Below are 25,996 nucleotides of genomic sequence, written 5' to 3' on the forward strand. Positions count from 1 at the left end.
AGGGGTACCACGAGATCGGGTAATCACCGACCGTGCTCCGCGCATTACGAGCGCGCGGATATGTCGGGCGGGGACAGTGCGCGTTCGATACTCAGGGCGGCGGCCCGCAGCAACGGGGCGAGCATGTACGGGGCTGCGGTATCGGCGTCGACGACGACCGAGACGGCCGCGCGGATCGTGCGAGTGCGGTCGAAGATCGGTGCGGCGACCGATACGGCGTCCGAGGTGATCTGTCTGTCGCTGACGGCGACACCGGTTCTCCGAATATCGGCCAGCGTGCGCCGCAGGATGTCCGGATCGCAGATGGTGTGCTCGGTGAATCTGGTCAACGGTGCCGAGCACACCTCCTCCTGAACGTGGGCGGGCGCGTGGGCCAGCAGCGCCAGACCGACTCCGGTGGGCGGCAACGCGAAACGGCCGCCGACGCGCGTGCGCAGGGCCACCGAGTCGCGGCTGCGAATTCTCTCGACGAACACGACCTCGTGACCATCGCGTACTCCTAGCTGCACGTTCTCCTGGGTGACGTGGGCGAGATCTTCCATGACCGGTAACGCGCTTTCCCTGAGGACCAGGCCCCGCGGTGCGAGTGACGCGATCTCCCACAGTCGCAGACCGATGTGGAATCTGCCCGACCGGTCATCGCGCTCGATCGCTCCCCACCCGACGAGATCGAGCGCGAGCCGGTGCGTGGTGGAGAGCGGGAACCCCGATCGTCGAGCGAGCTCGCTCAACGTCAACGTCGGATGCTCTGGCGTGAACGCCTCCAGCAGTGTCAGCGCGCGTACGGCCACCGGACCGGTGCGAGCGGGGCCCTCGGCCGTCATGGAGTGCTTTCTTCGATTCGTCGGGCTTCGATTCGTGTGGAATGTCGTACAACGAGCTCTACAGTTCGAGAACGAGCCGGGAGCCCGTCGACCGGGACACACAGATCATCATGGTGTCGTTGGCACCGCGTTCCTCCTCGGTCAACAGTGTGTCCCGATGGTCGACGGTGCCGGCGAGAACGGCTGTTTCGCAGGTTCCGCACGTTCCCTCTCTACACGACGAGAGCACCTGCACTCCCGAGTTCGTCACGGCGTCGAGCACCGATTCGTCCGGATGCACGGTGACGGTTCGTCCGCTCACGGAGAGTTCGACTTCGAACGACGCATCGGGTGTCGGCCGATCGAGTGTGTCGGAACGGAACCGCTCGAGGTGCACGCTTCCTTCGGGCCAGTGCCCCGCCCGTTCGGTCACGGCGTCCAACAAAGGCCCCGGTCCGCAGCAGTAGACGGCCGTGCCGACGCGCGCAGTCCCGAGCAGATCGTCGAGATCGAGCAGTCCTTTTTCGTCCTGCGGGACCACGGTCGTGTTGCCGGGGTAGCGGGAAACGAGCTCGTCGACGAACGCCATACTGTCGCGGGACCGGCCGCCGTACGCCAGCGACCACCCGGCCCCACGCCGCTCGGCCTCGGCCACCATCGTGATGATGGGTGTGATTCCGATACCGCCGGCGATGAACAGATAGTTCTCGGATTCGGTCAACTCGAAGTGATTGCGCGGTCCACGGACACGGACGGTGTCGCCGACGGCAAGGGTGTCGTGGACATGGAGCGAACCACCGCGGGATGCCGGTTCTTTCAGGACACCGATGCGCCAGGTGCCGCGGTCGGCCGGGCTTCCGCACAGCGAGTACTGGCGCGTGATGTCGGAAGTCAACTCCAGATCGATATGAGCTCCCGGCGTCCAGCTCGGTAGGTCTGTGCCGTCCGGCTTGCGCAACTGCAGCAGGGCAACGCCATCCGCGCCGCTGCACTTGTCCGAGACGATCAGATCCAGGTTGCACTCGGGGAGGTTTCGCGTCACTCGGCTCTCCCCACGTGACTCACGAGTTCGCCTCGCACCGAGGGCAACTCGGTATGGACGGGGTCGACCGTCGAGAAGTGCCCGATGGGGTGCGCGAGCAACCACTCCCACAGCAGTGCCGGATCCTCCTCGAGCCGGGACGAGCCACAATGGCAGACGCCGCGCAGCCGGTCGGTACCCGGAACCCACACCACGCGCAGCACGTTGGGACCCTGCAGCATTCGATTCGGTTCCGGTGTCACGACACCACCTCGGCACCTGCTCGCGAGCCCTCGAGGAGCTTGCTCAGAAGCCGACGCGCACCGAGGCCGCCAGCATCGATGTTGATCGACAGTTCCTGGTAGCCGGCCTTTTCGGTGTCCAATGCTTGCTGAAGAATGTTCAGCGCCACCACGTCCTGCATGACCACTGTGCGATTGTTCTCGGCCAGAAACTGGGACACTTCGTTGTCGTCGATCGCGAAATCGCGAGCAACAGCCCAGAAGTCGTGTGTCGAGGTCTCGGTTTCCGGAGTGATCGCGTACACGATCTCGCTGTGGAACGCGTGGGTGTCGGAGCCGTCGTCCGCGGGCAGCGGTGATCCGAGCGGAGCGATGCGGCTGTGCAGTAGGTACAGGCACGGGGGCGTGTATTCGATGTCCTGCCAACGCGAGATGCGCGTGTCGATGCCGGTGGACGTCGAGTAGAACGGCGGGCATTCGGCGTCGTCCATGTGCCGCGAGACGTAGATGACGTTGCGATCATCGTCGATCTCGGTGGTGATCGGTGTGTCGGCGACTTCGGGAGTGCCGATGTAACCGCCGTGCAGGTAGGTCTCGTGCGAAAGGTCCATGAGGTTGTCGACGAGCAACCGATAGTTGCACGAGATCGGCTCCATTCCGCTCACCACGGTGTAGTCCGGGGAGTCCATCCACGGGGCGCGGGGAATACGAGTGATGTCGCCGTCGATCGGATCGTCCGGGTCGGCAATCCACACCCAGACGAACGAATCCTGCTCGTGCACCTGATAGGTGGTGAGCCTGGCCGTCCTCGGCACCCGCTTCTGTCCGGGAACGGAGACGCAGCCGCCGTCACTGCCGTACGTGAATCCGTGGTACCCGCAGACCACGGTGTCGCCATCGAGGTGGCTGGGGGCCGCGGAGAGTGGGTACCGCCGGTGCACACAACGATCGCTCATTGCGGTCACAGCCCCGGACTCGGTGCGCCACAACAGAATGGGCTCGCTGCAAATGGTGCGCGAGAACAGCTCTCGGCCCACTTCTCTGCTGTACGCGGCGACATACCACTGGTTACGGACAATTGTCGTCATCGATTCTCCTGAACACGTAGAAGTCGTTCGGTCGCTTGACGTCTCGTCAGCGCTCGTCACATCGAGTGTGTGGCACGCGACCCCGCCGGTGCGAGCGGACTTCCGGATGCCGGAAGCCCGGTCGGAATCCCGGTCAGAAGAGGAGGACCGGTTTGATCGACGCACCGCTGATCATGTCCGCCACCGCGGAGTTGATGTCGTCGAATCGGTAGTGAGTGATCAAGCGCTGCAGGGGTAATCGACCCGACACGACAAGATCCACCAGCACCGGAATCAGGGTCTGCGTTTCGCTGTCGCCGAGGGTCAGCCCCACGATGCGTCGGCCCGGCAGCATGGCGTTGACGTCGACCGGGACCTCGGTGCCGAAGGGCGGAGCGCCGACGACGACGGCGGTTCCACGAGGGGCCAGGGCATCGATCGCGGTACGCAGCACCCCTACGTTCCCGGTGGTTTCGATGGCTCCGTCGACGCCGGAGCCCTCGGTCAGTTCTGCCAACGCAGCCGCGGTGTCCTCGCGGGTGGCGTCGACGACGTGGGTCGCTCCCAACTCGGTGGCCAGTTCCAGACGTTCGGCAACCCGATCGACCGCGATGATCTTGGCCGCGGGAGTGAGAGCGGCAGCCATGATGGCCGAAAGCCCCACTGCGCCTGCGCCGGTCACCACGACGGTATCTCCCGGGCGTGGACGCAGCACATTCCACACGGCACCGACTCCGGTCTGCACCCCGCAGCCCAGCGGTGCCAGGATCTCCAGCGGTGCGGAGGAATCGACCCGAACCAGGCTCCGCTCGTCCACGATCGCGTGATTCGCGAACGACGACTGGCCGAAGAAATGGCCACCGAGCGCAGTGCCGTTGCGCGTGATCGGGCTGGAGCCGTCGGCGCGAGCCCCACCGATGAGGTTGAGCGGCAACCACGTTGCGCAATAGGCGGGATGACCGGATCGGCAGTTTCCGCAGGTACCGCACGAGGTGAACGACAGCAGAACGTGGTCACCTTCCTGCACGCCGGTGACTCCGGGACCGATGGCTTCGACGACCCCCGCACCCTCGTGGCCGAGGACGCCGGGAAGCGGAAACGGCAGCCCGCCCGCGGCGACGCCCAGATCGGTGTGGCACAAGCCGGCTGCGACGATGCGCACGCGCACTTCTCCGCTGCGGGGTTCGCCCAGTTCGACCGGGGACAATGTGAACGCGGCTCCGCCCGATTCGACTACTGCCGCTGTGGTTGTGGTCATGGCACTGCCCTTTCGATTTGGTCGAGGCCTTCGATTCGGTCGAGCCTTCGATTCAGTCGAGCGAGATGACGACGGATTTGACCTTGGTGTACGAGTCGAGGCCCTCGGGGCCGTACTCACGGCCGAAGCCCGAGTTCTTGACTCCGCCGAAGGCAACGGCCGGGTCGAGCATCGCCCAGTCGTTGACCCACACGATGCCGGCGTGCAGTCGTGCTGCAACACGATGTGCGCGAGCCACATTCGTCGTCTGCAGACCGGCAGCGAGGCCGTATTCGGTGCTGTTCGCCAGGTGGACCGCGTCGTCTTCGGTGTCGAACGGTTGTACCGTCAGAACGGGTCCGAAGATCTCTTCTCGAACGACCCGGGACGTGGCGGGCAGGTCTGCGATGACGGTGGGGGAGTAGAACGAGCCACCGGCGAGGGGCGTCCCGGACAGGTCTGGACGGTGCCCGCCGATGACGATACGGCCGCCGTCGCGGCGGGCGATGTCCACGTACTCCTCGACCTTGTGCACGTGCCGCTCTCCGGCCATGGGTCCGACCACCGTGGCCGGATCGAACGGGTCGCCGACGGGAACACCGGGAACCGCCTGGGCCAGAATGTCCAACACCGTTTCGTATCGAGAGCGCTGGACGAGCAGGCGCGGGCCGCCCATGCAGAACTGCCCGGAGTTGAAGACGAACCCTTTGATGATCGCTCCGATCGCCTTGTCGATGTCGGCGTCCTCGAACACGATGTGCGCGGCGTTGCCACCCAGTTCCATCGTCACCGGTACCAGATTGCGGCCTGCGACCTCGGCAGCGTGCCTGCCCACAGCCGTTGACCCGGTGAATGCGATCTTGTCGACTCCCGGATGCTGCAGAAGTGCCTCTCCCGCAACGGAACCTGTTCCGGTGACCACGTTGATCACGCCTGGCGGTACGCCCGCCTCGGTCAATATGTCAGCCATCAGCAATGCGCTGAGCGGGGTGTCCTCGCTGGGTTTGTGGACCACGGTGTTACCCGCGGCGAGTGCAGGCGCGATCTTCGAACTCGACAAAATCAGCGGAAAGTTGAACGGGGTGATCGCGGCGACCACACCGAGCGGTTCTCTGCGCGTGTACGCGTGCGCAGACAGCGGAGTGTCGCGATGCGATCCACCGAGCGTCTGAGCCAGTGCGGAGCAGTACTCGTACTGCTCCGCGGAGGTCAGTACGTCCACCGGGCGGCACAACGACACCGGCTTACCCACATCGGCGCTTTCGACGGCAACGATCTCGTCGGCGCGTTCGCGGATGAGCTGACCGGCTCGGTGCAGAATGCGTGCCCGTTCGCGTCCGGGCAGCGACGACCAGCGGCCGTCGTCGAAGGCGGTGCGAGCTGCGGACACTGCTGCGTCGACGTCTACAGCGGACGCCTCGGACACGGAGGTGAGCACCGCTCCCGTCGACGGATCGAGTACGTCGGATCGGCCACCTGCGGCAGCGTCACGCCAGTGACCGTCGACGAAGAGCCGTCCGGGAGTGACGTCGGGTCGGGTGAGAGTGACGCTGTCGTCGGTGATCGTCATGAACGCCTCGCTTCGATGGCCGGCTGTGACCTGATTAACAGGGTTCCTTATATACAACCTCGCGCATGCGCGGAAAGCAATAGGCGATCCAGGTGCCGGTCGGCGGCATTCGGTAATTAGGCTGCAGCCACACGCGAGTTCGGAAAGCGAGGTGGTGAACGTGCCATCGAGGCCGTCGTCGGCAGGCGAGCAGCCGACGCTGCTCTACGCCATCAAGCAGGTCGAGCTGGCGGTGCGGGCCCAGATGGATGCGCTGTTGCGGCCGATGAACATCACTGCCGTGCAGTACACCGCGCTGACGGTGCTACGTCGACGCGACGGGCTGTCGTCCGCGGAGTTGGCACGCAATTCCTTCGTGACGGCTCAGACGATGGGCGAGATGATCGCCGCACTCGAGAAGCGTGGATTGGTCACTCGCCGAACGGATCCGGCCAACAAACGGCGGATGCTCACGAGCTTGACCGAGGAAGCACGACGCTTGCTCGCAGAGTACGACGCGCAGATCGGTGACCTGGAGGACCGCATGGTCGCCGATCTGTCGCCGCGTCAACGAGACGAATTCCGCGGCTTCCTCCGTAGTTGTCGCCTGGCTCTCGGACACACCGGGGCGCACTGAGCCCCGAGGAGCGGAGGGTGCGTTAGCGATTGCCCAGGCGGTGTTGCAGGCCCGTCAGCAGTGCCGACAGTCCCAGCTCGAAGGCGACGTCGGTGGGGTTCGGCTGTTCCTCGGGATCGCCCACCGCAGCAGTGAGGGCCGGGTGCATCTGCGGGTCGGGTGTGTAGAGGTTACCGCCGCTGCCCATGTCGAGGGCCGAGCCGAGAATGAAGTTGTCGAACGCGATGATGATCGGAAGTACCTCGGGCCAAGCGAAGCCCGCATCGTGCAGACCGTCGGCGATTCGCTCGTACTCGGACAGCGATTCGCGGTCGCGGATGCGTGAGGTCGCGAACAAGCGAATGGACCCGGGGTGACGGGCGAACGCCGCTCGATACGACCACGCCAACCTCTTCAATGCCTCGTCCCACGGGCCCGTTCCGAAGCCCGTGTTGTCGATCTTGCGACCGATTCGAGCCCGCATTCGATCGATCACTTCGTCTTTTCCGGACACGTGGTGGTACAGCGAGGATGGATGCACGGCGAGTTTGGAGGCGAGCTGTGCAACTGTGAAATCGCCTGTGGCGTCGGTGATCTGAAGTGCGGCATCGACGATGCGATCGACATCGAGTAGTGCTGTCTTCGGCCTTGCCACGTGTACTCCATTTCGCCGGGGTCTTTCCAAACTGTCTTCTGTGGTCTACGTTACGTCAAAACCAAACATCGTTGGATTAATCACACGGAGCCGGCCATGACCATCCCCCAACATTCCGGGCAGCCGAATGCCCTCGATAGTTCCAGCCTCAACTCACGCGACATCGTCTTCTTCGTCGTCGCGGCAGCGGCACCGCTCACCGTCATGGTGGCCGTTGCTCCGATCGCGTTGCTGATCGGTGGGATCGGCGCTCCCGCCGGATACCTGTGCGCCGGTCTGATCAGCACGGTGTTCGCCATCGGCTTCACCAAGATGGCGCGGCACGTGCACAACAACGGCGCGTTCTACTCCTACATCCGGATGGGTCTGGGCAAAGTTGCCGGTCTCGGTAGCGCTCTGGTGGCCGTGGCGGGGTACACCCTCCTGCAGATCAGCACCTACGGGTTGTTCGGAGCGGTCACCAAGGCGACGATGAACGACTTCGTCGGAGTCGACCTACCCTGGTGGCTGTGGGCGTTGGTCGCTGCGGCGATCGTGTCCGTGCTGGGATATCGATCGATTCGGGTGGGGGCCAAGGTCCTCGGCGTGCTGCTCGTTCTCGAAGTGCTGGTGCTGCTCGTATTGGCGATCGCAGTGATCGCCAAGGGCGGTGCGAGTGGTCTGAACCTGCAGCCGTTCTATCCCGAGAACGTCTTCACCGGATCGATGGGGGCGGTACTGGCCGTGTCGTTCGCCGCGTTCGTGGGCTTCGAGGCAACCGCCCTGTTCCGCAACGAGGCGGTACGACCGGACCGGACGGTCCCCCGCGCAACCTATGCCGCGGTCATTTTCCTCGCGGTCTTCTACTGCTTCATCGTCTGGGTTGCGGTCATGGCGTTCGGCGCCGAGAACGCGGTCGCCGCGGCTGCATCGGATCCTGCCGGTTTCTTCTTCACCGCCATGCAGACCTACGTCGGTAGTGCGGCAACGGATGTGATGCGCGTGCTGATCGTCTCGAGTGGACTCGCGGCTCTGCTGGCCTTCCACAACGCGATCACCCGGTACGGCTATGCGCTCGGTCGTGAAGGAATCTTCCCGGTGCGGCTCAGCCACGTGCACAGCAAGCACTTGTCTCCGCACATCGCCAGCATCGCGCAGACGGCGACGGCCGTAGTGGCCATCGCGTGTTTCGCCGCGGCCGACGTCGATCCGGTCCTGCAGTTGGCTGCGTGGACGGCGAGTACGGGAACCGTGGGAATCCTTGCGCTGCAATGGCTCACCTCTCTCTCGGTTGCCGTGTTCTTCCTGCGCGGTAGAGAAGTGGCACGGGATCGGGGCGCGGCACTCGCTGGAATCGCCGCGTTCGTCCTGATCGGAATCGCTCTGTACCTCGTCGTCGACAAGATCGAAATCGCCACCCTGACGACCGACCCGGTGGTGAACACCGTCGCCTCCATCGGATCCGTCGTGGTGTTCGCGTTGGGTTCGGCAGTGGCCCTGTGGATCCGGGCACGCCGCCCCCAGGTGTACGCACGGCTGGGGACGACCGACATCGATTCCGAGATACTGCCCGATACCCAGGCCGGACCGTCGACCGCACTACCTACCGATGATGCACGAGGAGTGCGACATGACTGATGCGACACTGATTCTGATGAACGCCACGGTGCTCACCCAGGTCGATGGTGCCGAGCCGCAGCAGGCCGTCGCCGTTCGAGACGACCGAGTGATCGCACTCGGGAGTACCGACAACGTCCTGGGGTGCAGTGGTCCCGGAACGAAGATCATCGACCTGGCCGGGAGCACTCTGACACCCGGATGGGTCGACGCCCACACGCACGTGGTGCAAGGCGCGTTGATGTCACTCGGCGTGGATTTCAGTCGGTGCGAGAATCTGGACGACGTGCGTCGGGTACTGCACGATGCGCACCCGACGGACGGTTGGATTCGCGGCTGGGGCCTGAACCACAACGTATTCGGCGGCCGAGCTCCGAGCTTCGAAGCCATCTCCGACTCGGTCACGACCCCTGTTCTCATTCGGTTCTACGACGCGCATTCGTCGCTGGCCAATCGGGCTGCACTCGATATTGCCGGCGTGACCGGCCGAGAGACCTTCGACCACGGCGGTGCCCGAGTGGCGGTGGACAGTGGCGGGAAGACCACCGGTCACCTGATCGAGGAGCCGGCCATCCATCTGGTGGAGGCGGTCATGCCTGCCCAGAACGTCGTCGCGGCGAAGTCTTTGTTACGCACCGTGACCGAGGAGATGGCGTCGGTCGGGCTGACCGGGGTGCACGTCATGGACGACCTCCCCGGGACCGTCGAGATGATCCGGGCGCTCGACGAGGACGACGCCGGACTGCGGTTCTGGGTGTACGGCTGGGTCCAGCCGGATCATCCTGCCGATCGGGTCGCAGAACTGGCTGCGCTGGTGCACGGTACCGCCGGGGCGCGGTGGCGATACGCGGGCGCAAAACTGTTCATGGACGGAACCGTCGAAGGTGGGACGGCGTGGTTGTGTCACCCGGACCTGTACGGCGACGGTACCCGGCCGTCGTGGACCGACCCGGAACGGTATGCGGCCGTGGTGCGCGAGCTCGACCGCCGTGCAGTGTCGACCACTACTCATGCGATCGGTGATGCCGCTGTGCACCACTGCGTACGGACGCTGGCAGCCCTCGGGAAGGGGGTTCGGCATCGCCTCGAACACCTCGAGACCGTCTGTCCCGAGGATCTGACAACGATCGCGGACGCCGGTATTGCCGCATCGATGCAGCCGACCCATTGCACCAGGTACACCCGAGCGGACGAGGCCGACGACTGGTCTCGGCGCATGGGCCGCGATCGTATCGACCGTGGTTGGCCGGTGGCCGAGCTTCTCGATCTCGGTGTGACCGTTGCGCTCGGATCCGATTGGCCGGTAGCACATTTCGATCCCCGAGTCGTGATGGCCGATGCCCGGCTACGCCGCCCCGCAGGCCTGCCGGCCGACCCTCCTCGTCAACCCCGGCAGGCGATTTCGGCTCGACAAGCCCTCGACGGGTACACCACCCACGCCGCGGCGGCGGCCGGTCTGACCGACGGAACCGGAACCATCGTCGTCGGTGGTCCCGCAGATTTCACCGCAGTCGGCGGCGACCTGATGGGCCCGGCGGATCGAATTCCCGAACTACCGATCATCGCGACGGTCGTCGGTGGCAGGGTTGTCTACGAACGGTGATCGGCCTACGTGTGCACGATCTACTGTGCACGGTCTACTGTGCGCGGACGATGGACTGCAGTGACTGCCGCAGCTCTCGGACACCGCGGTCGCCGAGGGCTGAGAGCGTGGCGGATTGGGTCGCCGCGAGCGCGCGCTGTGCGTCCACGCACAGCGCGCGGCCGGCGTCGGTCGCGTAGATGCGCTTGTTTCGTCGATCGCCGGGGTCGACCCGTCGGGTGATCAGCTCGCGGACCTCCAGATCGTCCACCAACGCCACGATCTGACTGGGGTCCAAGCCCAGTTCCTCCGCGAGCTGCCGCTGGCCGAGTCCGTCCGAATGTTCGCAGGCCAGGGCCAGCACGGAGTACGAACGTACGCGCAGCTCGAAGGGTGCCAGTGCCGTTTTGGCGGCGGCCGTCAGCGACGTTCCCGCGCGCGTCAGCAGGAATCCGATGTCGTCGGACAGGGGTGCGATGTCGGTCATGAGACTCCTCGTATCGGCGGTAATTCTAGCAAACGTAAATCATTGACTTTCTCAATTATTGATGGTTTTGTCAGTCTGGTATCCACGAAAAGGAGAGAGCTATGAATCTCGACAACAAGGTCGCTGTCGTCACCGGAAGCGGCCAGGGGCTCGGACTTGCGTATGCCCAGGACCTCGCGCGCCACGGTGCAGCAGTCGTGATCAACGACGTGAACCAGGCGACAGCCGACGCGGCTGTCTCCTCGATCGTCGACGCGGGTGGACGGGCAGTGGCCGTCGTGGCTCCGGTGGGCAGCACCGAGACCGCACAGAAGTTGGTGGCAGGCGCGGTCGAGGCGTTCGGTCGCCTCGACGTCATGGTCACCAACGCGGGGATCCTGCGCGACAAGGTGTTGTGGAAGATGACCGACGACGACTTCGATGCCGTCGTGAACGTTCATCTCCGCGGCACGTTCACCTGCGCACGCGAAGCAGCCGTTCACTTCCGCGCTCAGGGTGAGGGCGGCCGGATCGTGTGCATCGGCTCTCCTGCCGGTCAGCGCGGAAATTTCGGACAGACCAACTACTCCGGTTCCAAGGCCGGGATCGTCGGGATGGTGCGGACCTGGGCGATGGAACTCCAGCGTGCAGGTGTCACCGTGAACGCGGTGTGCCCGGTGGCGGCCACGGCGATGACCGAGACCATTCCGTTCCTGCAGCCGTACATCGAGGCCATGCGTAACGGGGATCCGTTGCCGCCGTTCGCCCGTCGTGAACTCGGGTTCGGGACCCCCGCGGACGCCGCAGGAATCGTCTCTTTCCTGGCAAGCGACGCGAGTGCAGACGTGACCGGTCAGGCATTCGCCGTCGGCGGCGATCGTCTGGCGCTGTGGACGCACCCGGACATGATCGCCACGAGCTACCACGACGGTGGCTGGTCGGCCGAGAACATCGCCGCTGCGTGGCCGTCGACGTTCGCGGACAGCCTCGAGTCGGTCGGCGAGAATCTCCCCGTCGAGCCGGCGCGATGAGCTCGAAATACCAGTGCGCCATCGACTTCGACTCGATCGTCGCACTCGATGTGCACACTCATGTGGAGATCGACGGGTGCGGACACCGCGCACTGGACGACGAATTGATGACCGCGTCGGAGAAGTACTTCAAGTCGGGCGAGGACCGTACTCCAGGGATCGACACCATCGCCGAGTACTACCGTGCCCGCAACATGGCCGCCGTGGTGTTCACCGTCGATGCCGGTGCGGCGTCCGGACATTCACCGAACTCGGTGGAGGAGATCGCCGAGGGGGCGGCACGCCACAACGACGTGTTGATCCCCTTCGGCTCGGTCGACCCGTGGCAGGGTAAGGCCGCCGTGCGGCGGGTGCACCGGCTCGTCGAGGAGTTCGGGGTGCGCGGGTTCAAGTTCCATCCGAGCATGCAGGGCTTCGAGCCGAACGACCGCCGCTTCTATCCGATCTACGAGGCCATCACCGAAGCCGGAGTACCCGCGCTCTTTCACACCGGCCAAACCGGTATCGGTGCCGGACTTCCCGGCGGGCACGGCATCAAGTTGCGCTATTCGGATCCGATGTTGCTCGACGACGTCGCCGCGGACTTCCCGCAACTGACGATGATCATGGCGCACCCCGCGGTGCCGTGGGCGGATGCGCAGATCTCGATCGCCACGCACAAATCGAACGTGTACATCGACCTGTCGGGTTGGTCACCGAAATACTTTCCGCCCCAACTGGTGCGGGCGGCGAATTTCATGCTGAAGCGAAAGGTGTTGTTCGGCTCGGACTTTCCGGTTCTGACGCCGGATCGTTGGATGAAGGACTTCGCCGAGCTCGACATCAAGGACGAGATTCGTCCACTCGTGTTCAAGACCAATGCACTGGCCGCACTCGGCCTGCCCGCCAAGGAGACATCATGACCACCCGCGTTGCCACTCTCGCCGAGTTGAAGAACCTCGAAGGCACCGAACTGGGCACCAGCTCGTGGATCGAAGTGCCGCAACAGCGCATCGACACCTTCGCCGACGCCACCGACGACCATCAGTGGATTCACGTCGATCCCGAACGGGCGAAGGCCGAAAGCCCCTTCGGTGGTCCGATCGCGCACGGCTATCTGACTCTGTCGCTCATCATTCCGATGTGGGACGAGCTACTGGTCGTCGACAGCGTCACCACGAAGATCAACTACGGATTGAACAAGGTTCGCTTCACCAACCCGGTCCCGGCCGGTGGCCGAGTTCGTCTGGCCGCCACGCTGAAGGGGTACGAGGAGCTGCCCAAGGGCGGAGCTCAGCTGACCGTCGCCGCGACGATCGAACTCGAAGGCAGCGAGCGCCCCGCGGTCGTCGTCGAGGCCGTCTACCGCATGTTCGACTGAGATCACGGACCCGAGAGGAACAGATTTCAGATGCGTAATCAAGGCGTCGGTTCGTGGATCCGTCGACGTACCAGGCAGTGCCCGCGAGCAACGGCACTCGAGTTCCGCGGCCAGGTCTCGACCTACGAGCAATTGGACGAGCGCACCACCCGGCTCGCGCACGGTCTACGTGAGCTGGGGGTGGGCCCCGGGGACCGGGTCGGGCTGTTGTCCACCAATCATCCCGCCTACCTCGAAGTACTGTTCGCCTGTGGCGTGCTCGGAGCGATCTTCGTGCCACTCAACGCACGGTTGACCGCACCGGAAGTTGCTTTCGCAGTGCAGGACTCGGGGCTGTCGTTGTTGGTGCATTCCGAGGCCTTGCACGACGTCGCGACCTCGGCGGTCGGTGAGGGCCCCACGCGTCGCCTCACGCTCGGCGAGGAGTACGAATCGCTGATCGCGGCGGCCCCCTCGACGCGCATCGACGAATCGGTGGAGGGTGCGGATCTGTGCTTCGTCATGTACACCTCCGGTACGACCGGTAAACCCAAAGGCGTCGTGATGACTCACGACAACGTGCTGTTCGCCGTTCTCAACGCAGTCCTCGATCTGGACCTGTGCAGCGACGAGGTAGCCCTGGTCTGCGCTCCGCTGTTTCACACCGCCGCGCTCGACATGGTTGCGTTACCTGTCCTGTTCAAGGGCGGCTCGGTCGTCATCGAGGAAGGGTTCGATGCCGGACGCGTGCTCCATCTGGTCGAATCGCGCTCGGTCACGTACACGTTCGGAGTGCCGACGATCTTGGACTCGCTCGTGTCGCATCCCGCGTGGGACGACACGGATCTGACGTCGCTACGCCGGGTGGTGGTGGCCGCGGCGCCGGTGCCGCCGCGCACGCTCCGTACGTATTCCGAACGCGGGATCAAGATGTGTCAGGGATACGGGCTCACCGAAAGTGGTCCTGGCGCAACGATGCTCGCTGCCGTCGATGCCGAACTAAAAATGGGTACCGCGGGTGTTCCCCATACCTTCTCCGACGTCAGGATCGTCGACGCGATGTCACAGCCGGTGGAACCGGGGGAGCGCGGTGAAATTCAGATCCAGGGCCCCAACGTGATGAAGGAATACTGGGGTCGTCCCGACGCGACCGCCGACGTGTTCGACGATGGCTGGCTTCGTACCGGCGACGTCGGAATTGCCGACGCGGAGGGATTCGTCACGATCGTCGATCGGCTCAAGGACATGATCATCTCGGGCGGAGAGAACATCTATCCGGCCGAGGTCGAAGCGGCACTTCTCGAACTGCCCGGCATCGACAGTTGCGCAGTGTTCGGTGTACCGGACGAAAAATGGGGCGAATCCGCCGTTGCCGCAATCACTGTCGTCGAGGGAGCAGACGTCGACCTCGATGCCATCGCGGACGCGCTCGGCGGCCGGCTCGCGCGGTACAAGATCCCCAAGCGTTACATCCTCGTCGACGAGATCCCACGCAATCCGACGGGCAAGATCCGCAAGAACGAGTTGCGGGAGCAGTATTCGATACCTGCTCCCGCGTCCACTCAGTCCGTCTGAGCCTGTGGCTGGTTCTGTGTGATGCAGTGAATTCCGCCCCCGCGGGCGAAGAGTGGCCGAGCGTCGACGGTGACGACGGTGCGGCCCGGGTATGCCGCCGACAGAATGGCAGCAGCCTCTTCGTCCGCGGGATCGCTGTAGCTGCAGGCGATCACACCGTCGTTGACGACGTAGTGGTTGATGTAGCTGTAATCGACGAAGCCCTCCTCGTCGCGGAGAATCTCCGGTGCCGGGACTTTCACGATGGTCCACTTCTCACCGCGTGCGTCTGTGCTGTTCTCGAAGATTTCGAACACGGCCTTGCTGATGTCGTGATCGGGATGTTCGGGATTGCGTTGGTCGTGCACCAGAACGACGCCGGGCGAGGGGATGGCAGCGACGATGTCGACGTGGCCTCGGGTTCCGAACTCGTCCGCATCACGGGTGAGTCCACGAGGAAGCCAGATCACCGTGGTGGCGCCGATCGTGCGGGCAAGTTCGGCCTCGACATCGGCCTTCGACAGCGTGGGATTGCGACCGGGATCGAGTTGTACCGTCTCGGTGACGAGAACCGTTCCCAGTCCATCCACCTGAATACCGCCGCCCTCGTTGACGATCGGTGAATCGATCATCTCGGCACCGGACTTCTCGACGACGAGCGCGCCGATCTTCGAGTCCTTGTCCCAGCGCGCCCAGTCCTGCGCGCCCCAGCCGTTGAACACCCAGTCGACGCCGCCGACACGGCCGTCCTCGGACAGCACGAACGTGGGCCCGATGTCGCGCATCCAGGCGTCGTTCAACGGTGCCTGGAGGATGTCGATGGGGAATGTGCTCTCGGACGAGAGGTAGGTGCGTGCGACGGCGCTTTCGGCGGGGTCGACGACGACGGTGACCGGCTCGAATCGAGCGACCGCCTGCGCGACCTCGGGCCACGTGGTGCGAGCCTCGTGGTGCTCCTCGGGCGTGTCACCGAGCGAATACCCCTCGCACGGATAGGCCATCCAGGTCCGTTCGTGCCGAACACCTTCGGCCGGCATCGTCCACGTCATCACTGCCTCCCGAGCGTCGAGGCCGCAGCAGCGGGCGAGTTGTGTTCTGTGACAGTGCGCATGTGTGTCCTCGGTGCTAGGTGTGGGTCTGCGGTGTGCGATCGAAGATCGGGTGTCAGGAAACGATTCTCGAGACTATGTCCGCGGCGGTGCGGTGACCCATGCGGATTGCGCCGTCGACGTGTTGGTAGCCCTCCGCGGCGATGTCGGAGCAGGAGAAGTGAATCGGGCCGACGGGGGTGCGGCTGTCCTTGCCGTAGCGGTGCAGACCCCCCAGATCGAAGCTGGCCGCGTACGCACCACGGGTCCATTCTTCCGAACCCCAGTCCGACTCGTAGTAGACGACCGGCTCGGTTGCCTTGGGCCCCAGGTAATGTGCGATCGATTCGAGGATCGTCGCGCGGCGCTCCTGCTCGTCGAGCTCGAACATCGCGTCTGCCTTGGCGTCGGACACGAAGCCGACCAGTGTTCCGCGGCTGTCCTGATAGTTGGTGTTGTCGTACACCTCCTGCACGATCTCTGAGGCACCGAAGCCGGTTCCCGACAATCCGTCCTCGCGCCAGAACGGGGTGTCGTAGACGGCATGGACCTTGATCACAAGTCCGAGGGACTGATGCTGGTGCATCTGATGCTGGCGACGCGGGAGCGGCGGGTCGTAGGAGATGCGCGAGTACAGGTTCGGCGGAACGGCGAGAACGACCCGCTTGGCGTGTACCTCGATGTCGCCGTCGGCGAATGCTGTTGCGCCGTCGGAGTTCCACCGCACCGTTCGCACCGGCGCGTTGAGGATGACGTCGTCGCCGAGGGCGGCCGCCATGCGGATCGACACCTGCTGCATGCCACCGACGACGCGCTTGTCGAGGATGAAGTTCTCGTCCACCAAGTGCGAGAACGATCCCGCCGAGGCGGCCATCAAGACTGCTTGCAGTGCCGAGAACGCGTGCGCAGGTTTGGTGAGCATGCCACCGGCGATGAACATGCCGATGTTTCCTCGTGCCTCGGCATCGTCGGACTCACGAATCAGCCACTGCTCGAACGAGATCGTGTCCAGTTCACGCGCCATCGGGTGCGCCCACGGCTCCTCGGGGCCGACCTGGGCGGCCAAGTCGTCGAGCAGTGCGACGAGTCGGTCCATCTCTTTCTCGGTGGTCTCGTCGACGGGGAACGAGTCACCCGAGTAACGGGTCCGCTCGCCCGCGGCGGAGATGTAGACGGACTCGCCCTCGCGGTATCGGTCGAACGTGTCGAGGCCGAGCTCACCGATCAGCGCGATGAGAGATTCCTGATCGGGTGAGACCCACTGACCGCCGATTTCGAGGCTCGCACCGTCGATGGTGTTCGTCCAGGTACGTCCTCCGACGCGGTCGCGCGCTTCCAGCACGGCGACGGACAATCCTGCTTTGCGGAGCTCGGTTGCTGCGGCCAGGCCGGAAGGGCCGGCCCCGACGATAGCGACGTCACGGTCGAGGGTGGGCACTGTCGAGCTCCTTTGTTCGCGGTCGATCGGCCCGGGCCGATAGCACTTCGATTCTGTCCGGAATCCACCCGATCCGCACACGACGAAGTGGCCAATCGAGCGCATTCTCGCGCACCGTTTCGGACAATAGGCTGGTGTGATCGGCGGTAAAAATCAGTTTGCGAGCGGTGTGATCGCCTCGAGCACGTCGGCGAGGTGATCGTGCATCGCCTTCCGGGCGCGAACCGGATCACGTTCTGCAATAGCGTGATAAATGCTGCGGTGGGCATCGACGGAGCGTTGCATCCGCTGCTCGGTCTGAAAACTCGCCTGCCTCGACGGTGCCATCCACTCGTTGGTCTCGGTCACGAGCCTGGTGAGCATGGAGTTGTGGGCAAGGCCGGCGATCGCGAGATGGAACTGCACGTCGCAGAGTTGCATCACCTGCAGAGACGGCGGCCGATTTACGAGCTCTCGCTCGGACGTTTCGAGTGGAGTGCGTAAGGCATGTAACTCGGACGTGCGGTGGCGGACGGCGGCACGCTCGGCAATGGGTGGTTCGACGACCGTGCGTAGATCCATCACCTCGCGAACGGTGCGTTGGTCACTGCTCATGCTTCCGAAGATGCTTCCTTCGGCCAGAGCGCGCATCTCCAGTGGTGCGACGATGCGGCCGGCGCGGGGCCTGCGCGTCAGATAACCCCGCAATTCGAGATCCTGAAGTGCATGGCGGATCGAGATTCGCGACGCTCCGAGCATCGTCACCAGGGCGCGTTCGCTGGGCAGCTTCGATCCCGCCTCGACGCGACCGCTGTCGATCAGCTGCGCGATCCTGGCGCTGAGCAGCTCGGGGACCGACGCCGCTTCGACGTCTATCTCGGACCACGCTGTCATGGAAAGCCCCGTCCCCGCAGGTTACGAACTGGTCCTACCAAAATACCAGACTCACTCTGTTTCCCCAGTAAAGATCCGTTGACGTGTAAATATCCCACTCTTCACCTTGACGGTCTGGTCCTACCAGTTTTAATCAAGACATCGTGACAACGGTCACTCATTCTCCTGAACCACTGATTCTCATGGACCCCAGAGGTGGACCAGCATGACAACGGACGGAACACTCCACAAGCCGAACGCGAGCGGAGATCACGGCTCGATCGGCTCGACGTTCCGTGATCAGCCGCGTGGGCTCGTGACGCTGGCCGGCACGGAGTTGTGGGAGCGATTCAGCTTCTACGGCCTACAGGTGATCCTCGCGTATTACCTGTACTACTCGCTCGTCGACGGCGGGCTCGGACTCGACGTCGGAGTGGCAGTCGGTATCGCCGGATCCTACGGCGGCGCAGTCTATATCGCGCAGATGGTCGGAGCGTGGGTCGCGGACCGGCTCGTCGCGCCGCGAACAGTGGTTCTCTACTCCGCCATCTCCATCATCCTCGGCCACGTGGTGCTCGCTCTGGTCACGACGACTGTGGGTATGGGCGCAGGACTGTTGTTGATCGTCATCGGCACCGGCGGACTCAAGGTCAACGTCACCGCGATGGTCGGGATGCTCTATGCGAACGATGATCCCAAACGCGACTCGGGATACTCGCTGTACTACATGGGTATATCGCTCGGTGCATTCCTCGGCCCGCTGCTCACCGGTGCCCTGCAGAGCTCGGCCGGTTTCCACATCGCCTTCGGCGCGGCGGCAGTGGGCATGCTGATCGGCCTGGCCCAGTACGTGGTCGGGTACAAGCATCTGCCCGAGGCCACCCGAACGGTACCCAATCCGCTTCCGCGCTCGCGTCGGGCCGCGGCCGCAGCTCTCGCCGGATCGGTCACCCTGGTCATCGTTGCCGCGGCCGTCAGCGGCCTCCTGAATCTCGACAATCTGGGAACCGTGCTGACCGCGATCATCGTGATCGCCAGCATCGCCTACTTCGCAATGCTGTTGTTCTCGAGGAAAGTCGACGCCACCGAGCATCGACGAGTGCTCGCCTACATTCCGGTGTTCCTCAGTAGCTTGCTGTTCTGGACGTTGCTGTTCCAGTTGTTCACCACCCTGGCGGTGTACATGGACACCCGCGTCGATCTGACGGTCGGCTCGTTGACGATCCCTGCGGCAACCGTGATCACGTTGGAAGGTCTCTTCGCCACTGTCATCGCTCCGATCTATGCCGTCGTCTGGACGCGGATGGGCAGCCGGCAGCCCAGTCCCGGAACGAAAATCGTCGTGGGAATCGGCCTGCTGGCGGTGGCGATGGCCATGTTCGCGGCAATGGCGGGCACATCAGGGGCGACGAATTCCGTTGTGCTGGTTCTCGTTGCGATGTTGCTGTTCGGTGCCGGCGAGATAGCCGTCGTACCGTCCGTCCTGTCGGCCACGGCGCAGCTCGCACCCGCATCGCACAAGGCCGGCATGACCTCGCTGTACTTCCTCACGATGGCAGGAGGATCGACGCTGGCCGGCTTGCTCGCTCAGAAATACTCTGCAACAACCGAACTGACGTTCTTCGGTGCGACGGCGGCGGCGTCGATCGTCGCCGCGGCGGTGCTGTACGGTGCCTATCGCACGCTCATCGCACGAGCGCTCTGACGTGACACTTCCATGACGTGACACTGCTCCAACGCAACACTTTCGGACGAACCCAGAACATGCCCCGACCGATCCTGCTCTCGGATCGGCCGCACTCGAGGAGATATTCATGCCCGAACAGTCGCAACCGGCACCCGGCGTGGCAATCGCCGCGCCGCACACCGCGGCCGTCGACGCTGCCCGCACGATCGTCGAAGCCGGTGGCAACGCCGTCGATGCAGCGGTCGCTGCAGCTGCGGCCCTCACCGTGGTCTACCCGCACATGTGCAGTGTGGGCGGTGACGTCATCGCGTTGCTGCGAACGAGCGACGGCAGCACCACCTGTGTCAACGCATCGGGAGCATACGGTTCGGCCGCATCCGTGGACCAACTGTTCGAGACGATCGAGACCATGCCGATCAACGGTCCGCTGACGGTGTCCGTTCCGGGTGCAGTGTCCGGGTGGGCGGCTCTGCTCGACGCCGGTGGCTCGCTGCCGTTACGCAACGTACTGGCACCAGCAATTTCGCTTGCCACAGAGGGGTTTCCGGCCAGCCCCGGACTCGTCGAGATGATCGAGCTCGACCGTGACGCACTGATCACCGATCCAGGCTTGCGCGCGAAATTCTTCGTCGATGGTCAGCCGATCCCCGTCGGGCACCTCGTCGTGCAGCCCGAGTTGGCCCGGACCCTGACGGACCTGGCGACCGACGGCCTCGGTTCGTTCTATCGCGGTCACACGGCCGACCGATTCGCCGCCGGACTGAAGAAACTCGACGTGCCGGTATCGAGAGAGGATCTCGAACGTCATCGTCCGATCGTCGAAGAACCTCTGGTGCGCGAATTCGACGGATTCTCGGTGGCCACGGCACCACCGAACTCGCAGGGCTACACTCTGATTCGATCTCTCGGTGCCGCCTTGTCCGGGAGTGCGTCTGCGGGGGATGTCGACGCCGGGGTATTGGCCGAGATCTTCTACGATTCCGACGAGCATCGTGATACCTACCTCGCCGACCCACGCTGTGCCACTGTGGATATCCACGATCAGCTGACCCCGGCCGGCTTCGCGGCACTTCACGAGGCGGCGGCAGCCCGGGTGGCAGGAGCCGAACGTCAGACATCGACCGCGTCTCCGCGTCCGGGCGGTGACACCGTCGGAATCGCCGTCGTAGCGAAGGACGGCACAGCAGTGTCGTTGATACAGTCCGTCTTTCACTCGTTCGGAGCGCAGATCCTCGAGCCCGACACCGGACTCGTGCTGCACAACCGAGCTGCGTTCTTCACTCTCGATGCCGCGTCGCCCAATCGCGTCGAGTCCGGAAAGCGGCCCGCGCACACGCTCGTTCCGGTAATCGTGGACTGGGCGGACGGAGCGGTGTCCGCCCACTCGACCATGGGAGGCAAAGCGCAGTCGCAGATTCACACCCAGTTGATCCTGCGGGCGCTGCGTGGATTCGATCCGCAGCAGACCGTCTCCGCGCCCCGATTCATCGTCGGCGGATTGGAAGCCGGCACACCCAACGGTTCGGTACTGGTCGAGCCGACATTGGAGGACTCCGCCGTCGAACAGATCTCGCAGACGGTGTTCACCGTCAAGCATGGCACCGAATTGGACAGTAACGCAGGTCATTCCATGGTGGCCAGGGTTTCATCCGACGGAACGCTCGGTGCCGGCGCGGACCCGCGCAGTGACGGCGGCGTGTGGGTGACCGCATGAGTCTCGACGAGTCGGTATCGGCCGAAGAACATTCCGAAAGCCCCAGCGTGGGGCAACGCATCGACAAGGCCGTGAACGGTCATCTCCGATTGTGGTCGATGATGGTGCTGACGATGGTGACCGGCATGCTGGACGCCGTCGGCTACCTCGGGCTCGACCGCATCTTCACCGGAAACATGACCGGCAACATCGTCATCCTCGGTATGGGGGTGGCAGGTGAGGACGGACTCCCGATCGTCGGCCCGCTGGTAGCGCTGTTCGCCTTCGTGCTCGGTGCCGCGCTGGCTGGGGTGACGCTTCGCTCGGCTGCGCCGGGATGGAACATTCGGGTCACCGCGATCTTCGCAGTGGGAACGCTGGCACTTCTCGCAGCAGGCGTCACGCTGCTGGTGGTCGACGTGCAGGGCAACTCGCCGCTCGGTATCGCGATCGCCAGTGTCATCGCAGTCGACATGGGGGCTCAGGCGCTCGCTGCGCGCTTCCTCGCGGTCAAGGACATGACGACCGTCGTCGTCACGTCGACCATCACCTCGCTCGCCGGCGAGTCGTTCGTCGGCCAGGGCCCCGGTCGGCTGTTCAACCGGCGGCTCTGGGCGATCCTCGTGCTGTTCGTCGGTGCCGTCATCGGTGCGCTGCTACTCCGGGTGGATATCGCGATACCGGTGTTGCTCGGTGCCGCGCTGACCGCCGCCGTCGCGGCCCTGGGTCATTGGGCCTGGGACCGAGCTTCGGGCTGAGCCGCACCGGCGTCGTCGGTGCGGGACCGTTCTGCACTGTGCTGACGCCGGAGCATCTCTCGGTGGCCGTACGTAGCGTTGAGGATGTCGCTGCGATCGGACACCGACGACCCCACTGCTCCGGCGACCGTGCCCAACGACGCCGCCAACCAGGCCAGTGACAGGTAGTCCGCCGTGTTTGCTTCTCGCCCGATCTGAGCGGTGAGAAACTCGGGCGAGATCACCACGGCAGCAGAGAGCAACACGACCGCGAACAGGACTGCGTACATACACAGCACGCCGGCCACGACGGTGCCGAGGGTGGCAGAGTTGTAGATCCAGCGATCGGTGGTCGAGGAGCGGAACCGTCGGTGCTCCCAGAGGCCGTGCGGAAAGATCAGCCACACCGTGATGGCCACGATGGCGGCGACGCCGATCAGTGTGAGCCGGGCAGGAGTCATCGAGGCCGCCATCTGCCAGATGCTCGCGTAGAACACACCGAACGCCGACGCGGCGCTCGCGGCCGCGAGCACGCTCGACAGTGCGGGGACGAGACGCCACGGCCGATTGCAGCGAATCATGCCCATGATCATGCGTGTTCGGCCGAACATGCCGGGAGTGAGCAGGATTCGCTCTCCGCCACCGTCGGGGTCGGGGCCCGGAGCCCACTTGGACATCGACCGTCGCAGGTGTGGCCGCGAGGCAGTATCGCTGCGGAGGAGATCGTGCACGATGGCGATGGCCACCGCCACAGCGCGACGCCGTACTCCTATGGTGCCGAACGAGGGTACGTACAAAGCACCGGTCGAACCGTCACGCAATTCGGCGACGACCGGGCTGGCCCCGACGCGTCGCGGAACCTCGGAGATGCAGAGCGCCAGGTCGAATGTGTTGGTGGCCTGAATGGCCTCCAGCCACTGACCCAACGGCGCAGAACCTGCCTCGGTGGGAGGCAGCGTGACTGCGGGCCGGGCCGTGTCCAGTCGGGCATCGGTTCCGTCGATCGTGATGGTGGGCGGAAGTTCCTGTTCGATGGCGGCCGCTATCGTCGACGCGAATCCCTCGTCGGCCACCAACCCGATCGTGATCGTTCGTTGTCCTTCGCTTTCGGCCCCCGAGCCGTTGTCTGTCTTGTCGAAAACCATCTTGTCGCGGTACCCCGGACCAGGCGCCCTCACACACCGAGCCGGACGTCAGCACACGGGTTCGGGTTCACCCTTCGAGATCTGGAAGCGGCTGTGCAGTGCGTCCAGTTGGCGGTGCAATTCGTAGAGCGCCTGCTTCTGAGCGCGGGCCTCGTCGGTGTGCCACTTCGCGCTGCGGGGGTCGCCCACCCGGAAGGCCTTGTGGGCGTAGTTCTCGGAGACCTCGATTCGGCTCGATGTCGACGCAATTTCGGCCGCGAGCATGTTGGCGAACACACGGGCCTGAGCCACATCCGAACTGTCCGGCACGGCAATCCTCTCTGAACGTGGCGTGATACTCGCGATCACCATAACGGACTCGAAAAAGACCGCTGGATCGGTTTTCGCGCACAAACCATGCGACATAGGCGAGACGCCAGTGCCTCTGCCGAAACGGGTAGTAGTCTGCTGTTCGTGCCCGCGACCCCGGACGGATCCGCAGCCCTGCGCGGGTCTGCCGTCGGCGCTCTGACGGCAACGATCACCGCCACCGCGCACGCATTCGGCGGAGGTATGTTCCCCTCCGACGCCGCGATCGTCCTGTTGGCACTGGTGTGCGCGGGACTCGGTTACGCCGCAGGCTCAGTGCCGATCGTCATCGCGCCTCGCCTGCAGCTGATGGCGACGCTGGCCGCTGCGCAGACGATCGGACACGTGCTGCTGACGATCGTCGACGGCGATCACCACGGTTCGGTGCTGACGCAGCAGATGCTTGCGGCCCACGCGATCGCGATCGTCGTCGGCGCGGTGATCGTGCACGGGGCCGAGCGTGGGATCTCGCACGCAGCCACCGTTGTTCGTCGAATACTCCCGATACTGGCAATTCTCGTCGTCGACGACTCGCAGAGTGCCGCCCCGCTTCCGCTGTATCGCACACCCGGCGTCCACCGGCTCCTCGATCTCTCGGGCTCCGGGAACCGCGGACCGCCTGCCGCGTCGTACTGACCGCAGCCTCCCACCTACCGCTCCTGCACCGCGGGGGCGAGCAGAGCTGCGGCAATTTTTTCACGCGCACAGCACGATTCGCTCGACATCGAGTCGACCCGTGCCCACGGCGCGCGCCCACCCCTGCTTTCACGAAACGAGCTCTCATGTCTACACCGGAAAAGGAACGCGTCGCCGATCCTTCCCCGCCCACCCGTCCGTCCGGCCCGCGCAGCTGGCGTCCGCTGATTCTTCGTCTGCACTTCTACGCGGGCATACTCATCGCACCGTTCATCCTGATCGCCACCGTCAGCGGCGGCCTCTACGCCGTCGCCCCGACCATCGAACAACTCGTCTACCGCGACTATCTGCACGTCGACTCCACCGGACCGGCTGTCCCGGTCGCCCAACAGATTCGAGCCGCTCAGGCCGAGAGGCCGGATCTGACCGTGTCGGCCGTGCGACCCGCCGCCGAAATCGGCGACACCACCCGAGTGCTGTTCACCGATCCGACCCTCGGCGAATCGCGACGACTGGCCGTCTTCGTCGATCCCGCCACGGCGTCGCCGGTGGGTGAACTTGCCGTCTACGGCTCCTCGAGCGCCTTGCCGGTCAGAACGTGGATCTCGGAATTGCACCGACACCTGCACCTCGGTGAACCGGGCCGGATCTACAGCGAACTGGCCGCATCGTGGTTGTGGGTGATCGCGCTCGGCGGCCTGTACCTGTGGATCGATCGCTACCGACGCAACCGAGACCGGGCGACACTGCTCACCTTCGATCGTGAATCGAAGGGCCGCAACCGATCCTTGAACTGGCATGGCGTAGCCGGTATCTGGATCGCTGTAGGTCTGGTCTTCCTCTCCGCCACCGGACTCACGTGGTCCACCTACGCGGGCGCGAACGTCACCGACCTCCGTGCGGCATTGAGCTGGACGACCCCTGCCGTCGCCACGACCATCGGTTCCTCCGACACGGCGACCATGGGGGATCACTCGGGGGATCACTCGGGCCACGGTGGGCATTCGATGGACATGTCGGCCGATGCGTCGGCGACAGACAGCAATATCGGCCGCATCGATTCGGTGATCGATACTGCCGCAGCGAACGGCATCGACGGTGCGGTGGAGGCATCGATCCCGGCGTCGGACGACGTGGCGTTCGTCGTCGCCGAAACCCGTCAGCCCTGGGTGATGTCGAACAACTCGATCTCGATCGACGGCAGCACCGGCGCGGTGATCGACACCCAATACTTCGCCGATTGGCCGGTGGCAGCCAAGCTGGCGGCCTGGGGAATTCAGTTGCACATGGGGACCCTGTTCGGCGTGGCCAATCAGATTGCCCTGGTTGGGCTTTCGCTCGCCTTGGCATCGGTCATCGTGCGCGGCTACATGATGTGGTGGAAGCGTCGCCCCACGAAGAGCGCTGGACTCACCGCAGGCCGGCCGCCTCTGCGTGGGGGACTGCGCCGCATCTCGCCGATCTTTGCGGTGCTCCTCGCCACGGCTGCCGTGGCCGTCGGCTGGTTCCTGCCCTTGTTGGGGCTCAGCCTGGTCGCCTTCCTGGCGGTCGACTTCATGGTCGGATACGTCAGGCGGCCCGCGCACTGACGCGAGGAGGACGACGCGCTCTCGC

At 64.6% G+C, this 25,996-nt stretch carries 25 protein-coding genes; 12 read left to right on the forward strand and 13 right to left on the reverse strand.

The annotated features are described in order from the left end of the window. Window positions 1–44: 44 nt before the first annotated feature. The 6 genes from RFA01S_RS08990 to RFA01S_RS09015 all read right to left on the reverse strand — a co-directional run bounded on the left by RFA01S_RS08990 (window position 45) and on the right by RFA01S_RS09015 (window position 5,940). Entirely contained in the window at window positions 45–824 is a 780-nt protein-coding gene (locus RFA01S_RS08990) for an IclR family transcriptional regulator (RefSeq protein WP_032386433.1), read from the reverse strand. Between the two features lie 58 nt (window positions 825–882). Next, on the reverse strand, window positions 883–1,845 hold the full coding sequence (locus RFA01S_RS08995) for a PDR/VanB family oxidoreductase (RefSeq protein WP_032391877.1): 963 nt from the start codon (window positions 1,843–1,845) through the stop codon (window positions 883–885). After that, window positions 1,842–2,087 (reverse strand): hypothetical protein, encoded by a 246-nt coding sequence (locus RFA01S_RS09000; protein ID WP_032391878.1) that lies wholly within the window; start codon window positions 2,085–2,087, stop codon window positions 1,842–1,844. Before RFA01S_RS09000 ends, RFA01S_RS08995 begins: the two co-directional genes overlap by 4 nt. Next, window positions 2,084–3,154 carry a Rieske 2Fe-2S domain-containing protein gene (locus RFA01S_RS09005; RefSeq protein WP_032369149.1) on the reverse strand — a complete coding sequence of 357 codons (1,071 nt, stop codon included), beginning with the start codon at window positions 3,152–3,154 and terminating at the stop codon, window positions 2,084–2,086. The genes RFA01S_RS09000 and RFA01S_RS09005 overlap by 4 nt, the downstream gene beginning before the upstream one ends. A 133-nt stretch (window positions 3,155–3,287) precedes the next feature. Then, complete coding sequence (locus tag RFA01S_RS09010) at window positions 3,288–4,391, reverse strand: NAD(P)-dependent alcohol dehydrogenase (protein ID WP_032407231.1); 1,104 nt, start codon at window positions 4,389–4,391, stop codon at window positions 3,288–3,290. A gap of 52 nt (window positions 4,392–4,443) precedes the next feature. Beyond that, on the reverse strand, window positions 4,444–5,940 hold the full coding sequence (locus tag RFA01S_RS09015) for an aldehyde dehydrogenase family protein (RefSeq protein ID WP_032407230.1): 1,497 nt from the start codon (window positions 5,938–5,940) through the stop codon (window positions 4,444–4,446). A 160-nt stretch (window positions 5,941–6,100) separates the two neighbouring features. Here RFA01S_RS09015 and RFA01S_RS09020 point away from each other — a divergent pair, with 160 nt between their 5' ends. Next, window positions 6,101–6,556 carry a MarR family winged helix-turn-helix transcriptional regulator gene (locus RFA01S_RS09020; RefSeq protein WP_032381570.1) on the forward strand — a complete coding sequence of 152 codons (456 nt, stop codon included), beginning with the start codon at window positions 6,101–6,103 and terminating at the stop codon, window positions 6,554–6,556. A 22-nt stretch (window positions 6,557–6,578) separates the two neighbouring features. On the opposite strand, the gene RFA01S_RS09025 is transcribed toward RFA01S_RS09020, so the two are convergent. Next, the gene (locus RFA01S_RS09025) at window positions 6,579–7,190 is read right to left on the reverse strand and encodes a TetR/AcrR family transcriptional regulator (protein ID WP_032366821.1); all 612 of its coding nucleotides are present in this window, start codon (window positions 7,188–7,190) and stop codon (window positions 6,579–6,581) included. 96 nt (window positions 7,191–7,286) lie between these two features. Here RFA01S_RS09025 and RFA01S_RS09030 point away from each other — a divergent pair, with 96 nt between their 5' ends. Next, window positions 7,287–8,807 carry an APC family permease gene (locus RFA01S_RS09030; protein ID WP_052053451.1) on the forward strand — a complete coding sequence of 507 codons (1,521 nt, stop codon included), beginning with the start codon at window positions 7,287–7,289 and terminating at the stop codon, window positions 8,805–8,807. After that, on the forward strand, window positions 8,800–10,389 hold the full coding sequence (locus tag RFA01S_RS09035; protein ID WP_032407420.1) for an amidohydrolase: 1,590 nt from the start codon (window positions 8,800–8,802) through the stop codon (window positions 10,387–10,389). The genes RFA01S_RS09030 and RFA01S_RS09035 overlap by 8 nt, the downstream gene beginning before the upstream one ends. Window positions 10,390–10,423: 34 nt before the next feature. Here RFA01S_RS09035 and RFA01S_RS09040 read toward each other — a convergent pair whose 3' ends face one another. Then, window positions 10,424–10,855 (reverse strand): MarR family winged helix-turn-helix transcriptional regulator, encoded by a 432-nt coding sequence (locus RFA01S_RS09040; protein WP_032369146.1) that lies wholly within the window; start codon window positions 10,853–10,855, stop codon window positions 10,424–10,426. A gap of 101 nt (window positions 10,856–10,956) precedes the next feature. Here RFA01S_RS09040 and couN point away from each other — a divergent pair, with 101 nt between their 5' ends. Genes couN through RFA01S_RS09060 form a run of 4 tightly spaced genes read left to right on the forward strand, consistent with a single transcriptional unit; the run spans window position 10,957 to window position 14,779 of the window. Continuing rightward, the gene (couN, locus tag RFA01S_RS09045) at window positions 10,957–11,865 is read left to right on the forward strand and encodes a 4-hydroxyphenyl-beta-hydroxyacyl-CoA dehydrogenase (protein WP_032407229.1); all 909 of its coding nucleotides are present in this window, start codon (window positions 10,957–10,959) and stop codon (window positions 11,863–11,865) included. Further along, entirely contained in the window at window positions 11,862–12,767 is a 906-nt protein-coding gene (gene couO, locus RFA01S_RS09050) for a 4-hydroxyphenyl-beta-ketoacyl-CoA hydrolase (RefSeq protein WP_032407228.1), read from the forward strand. Before couN ends, couO begins: the two co-directional genes overlap by 4 nt. Further along, window positions 12,764–13,225 carry a p-hydroxycinnamoyl-CoA hydratase gene (couM, locus tag RFA01S_RS09055; RefSeq protein WP_032366817.1) on the forward strand — a complete coding sequence of 154 codons (462 nt, stop codon included), beginning with the start codon at window positions 12,764–12,766 and terminating at the stop codon, window positions 13,223–13,225. The genes couO and couM overlap by 4 nt, the downstream gene beginning before the upstream one ends. A gap of 30 nt (window positions 13,226–13,255) precedes the next feature. Beyond that, window positions 13,256–14,779, forward strand: coding sequence for an acyl-CoA synthetase (locus RFA01S_RS09060; protein WP_032407227.1), 1,524 nt, complete (start codon window positions 13,256–13,258; stop codon window positions 14,777–14,779). Here the strand turns inward: RFA01S_RS09060 and RFA01S_RS09065 are convergent. From RFA01S_RS09065 to RFA01S_RS09075, 3 genes are all read right to left on the reverse strand, one after another. Next, window positions 14,767–15,807 carry an agmatine deiminase family protein gene (locus RFA01S_RS09065; RefSeq protein ID WP_032407226.1) on the reverse strand — a complete coding sequence of 347 codons (1,041 nt, stop codon included), beginning with the start codon at window positions 15,805–15,807 and terminating at the stop codon, window positions 14,767–14,769. The genes RFA01S_RS09060 and RFA01S_RS09065 overlap by 13 nt on opposite strands. A 115-nt stretch (window positions 15,808–15,922) precedes the next feature. Further along, on the reverse strand, window positions 15,923–17,284 hold the full coding sequence (locus RFA01S_RS09070; protein WP_032407225.1) for a flavin monoamine oxidase family protein: 1,362 nt from the start codon (window positions 17,282–17,284) through the stop codon (window positions 15,923–15,925). Between the two features lie 153 nt (window positions 17,285–17,437). Beyond that, window positions 17,438–18,157, reverse strand: coding sequence for a FadR/GntR family transcriptional regulator (locus tag RFA01S_RS09075; protein WP_032407224.1), 720 nt, complete (start codon window positions 18,155–18,157; stop codon window positions 17,438–17,440). Window positions 18,158–18,362: 205 nt separating this feature from the next. On the opposite strand from RFA01S_RS09075, the gene RFA01S_RS09080 reads away from it, so the two are divergent. The 3 genes from RFA01S_RS09080 to RFA01S_RS09090 all read left to right on the forward strand — a co-directional run bounded on the left by RFA01S_RS09080 (window position 18,363) and on the right by RFA01S_RS09090 (window position 22,274). Continuing rightward, window positions 18,363–19,841 (forward strand): peptide MFS transporter, encoded by a 1,479-nt coding sequence (locus RFA01S_RS09080; protein ID WP_052060686.1) that lies wholly within the window; start codon window positions 18,363–18,365, stop codon window positions 19,839–19,841. A 109-nt stretch (window positions 19,842–19,950) separates the two neighbouring features. After that, complete coding sequence (locus RFA01S_RS09085) at window positions 19,951–21,537, forward strand: gamma-glutamyltransferase family protein (protein ID WP_032407223.1); 1,587 nt, start codon at window positions 19,951–19,953, stop codon at window positions 21,535–21,537. Further along, window positions 21,534–22,274 carry a YoaK family protein gene (locus tag RFA01S_RS09090; RefSeq protein WP_238325104.1) on the forward strand — a complete coding sequence of 247 codons (741 nt, stop codon included), beginning with the start codon at window positions 21,534–21,536 and terminating at the stop codon, window positions 22,272–22,274. The genes RFA01S_RS09085 and RFA01S_RS09090 overlap by 4 nt, the downstream gene beginning before the upstream one ends. Here the strand turns inward: RFA01S_RS09090 and RFA01S_RS09095 are convergent. Together RFA01S_RS09095 and RFA01S_RS09100 are read right to left on the reverse strand one after the other, a co-directional pair. After that, a complete protein-coding gene (locus RFA01S_RS09095; RefSeq protein WP_080735663.1) occupies window positions 22,244–23,398 on the reverse strand; it encodes a hypothetical protein in 1,155 nt (384 codons plus the stop codon). The genes RFA01S_RS09090 and RFA01S_RS09095 overlap by 31 nt on opposite strands. Before the next feature lie 48 nt (window positions 23,399–23,446). Beyond that, window positions 23,447–23,707: a hypothetical protein gene (locus RFA01S_RS09100; RefSeq protein ID WP_139278424.1), complete on the reverse strand. Its 261-nt coding sequence runs from the start codon at window positions 23,705–23,707 to the stop codon at window positions 23,447–23,449. A 144-nt stretch (window positions 23,708–23,851) separates the two neighbouring features. Between RFA01S_RS09100 and RFA01S_RS09105 the strand changes: the two genes are divergently transcribed. Both RFA01S_RS09105 and RFA01S_RS09110 read left to right on the forward strand, forming a co-directional pair. After that, window positions 23,852–24,382, forward strand: a complete 531-nt coding sequence (locus tag RFA01S_RS09105; RefSeq protein WP_072692075.1) for a hypothetical protein — start codon at window positions 23,852–23,854, stop codon at window positions 24,380–24,382. A 146-nt stretch (window positions 24,383–24,528) separates the two neighbouring features. After that, window positions 24,529–25,971 (forward strand): PepSY-associated TM helix domain-containing protein, encoded by a 1,443-nt coding sequence (locus RFA01S_RS09110; RefSeq protein ID WP_032407222.1) that lies wholly within the window; start codon window positions 24,529–24,531, stop codon window positions 25,969–25,971. Window positions 25,972–25,996 lie beyond the last annotated feature (25 nt).

Origin of the sequence: Rhodococcoides fascians NBRC 12155 = LMG 3623 (genome assembly GCF_001894785.1) — a bacterium.
In the GTDB taxonomy this organism is placed as follows: Bacteria; Actinomycetota; Actinomycetes; order Mycobacteriales; family Mycobacteriaceae; genus Rhodococcoides; species Rhodococcoides fascians.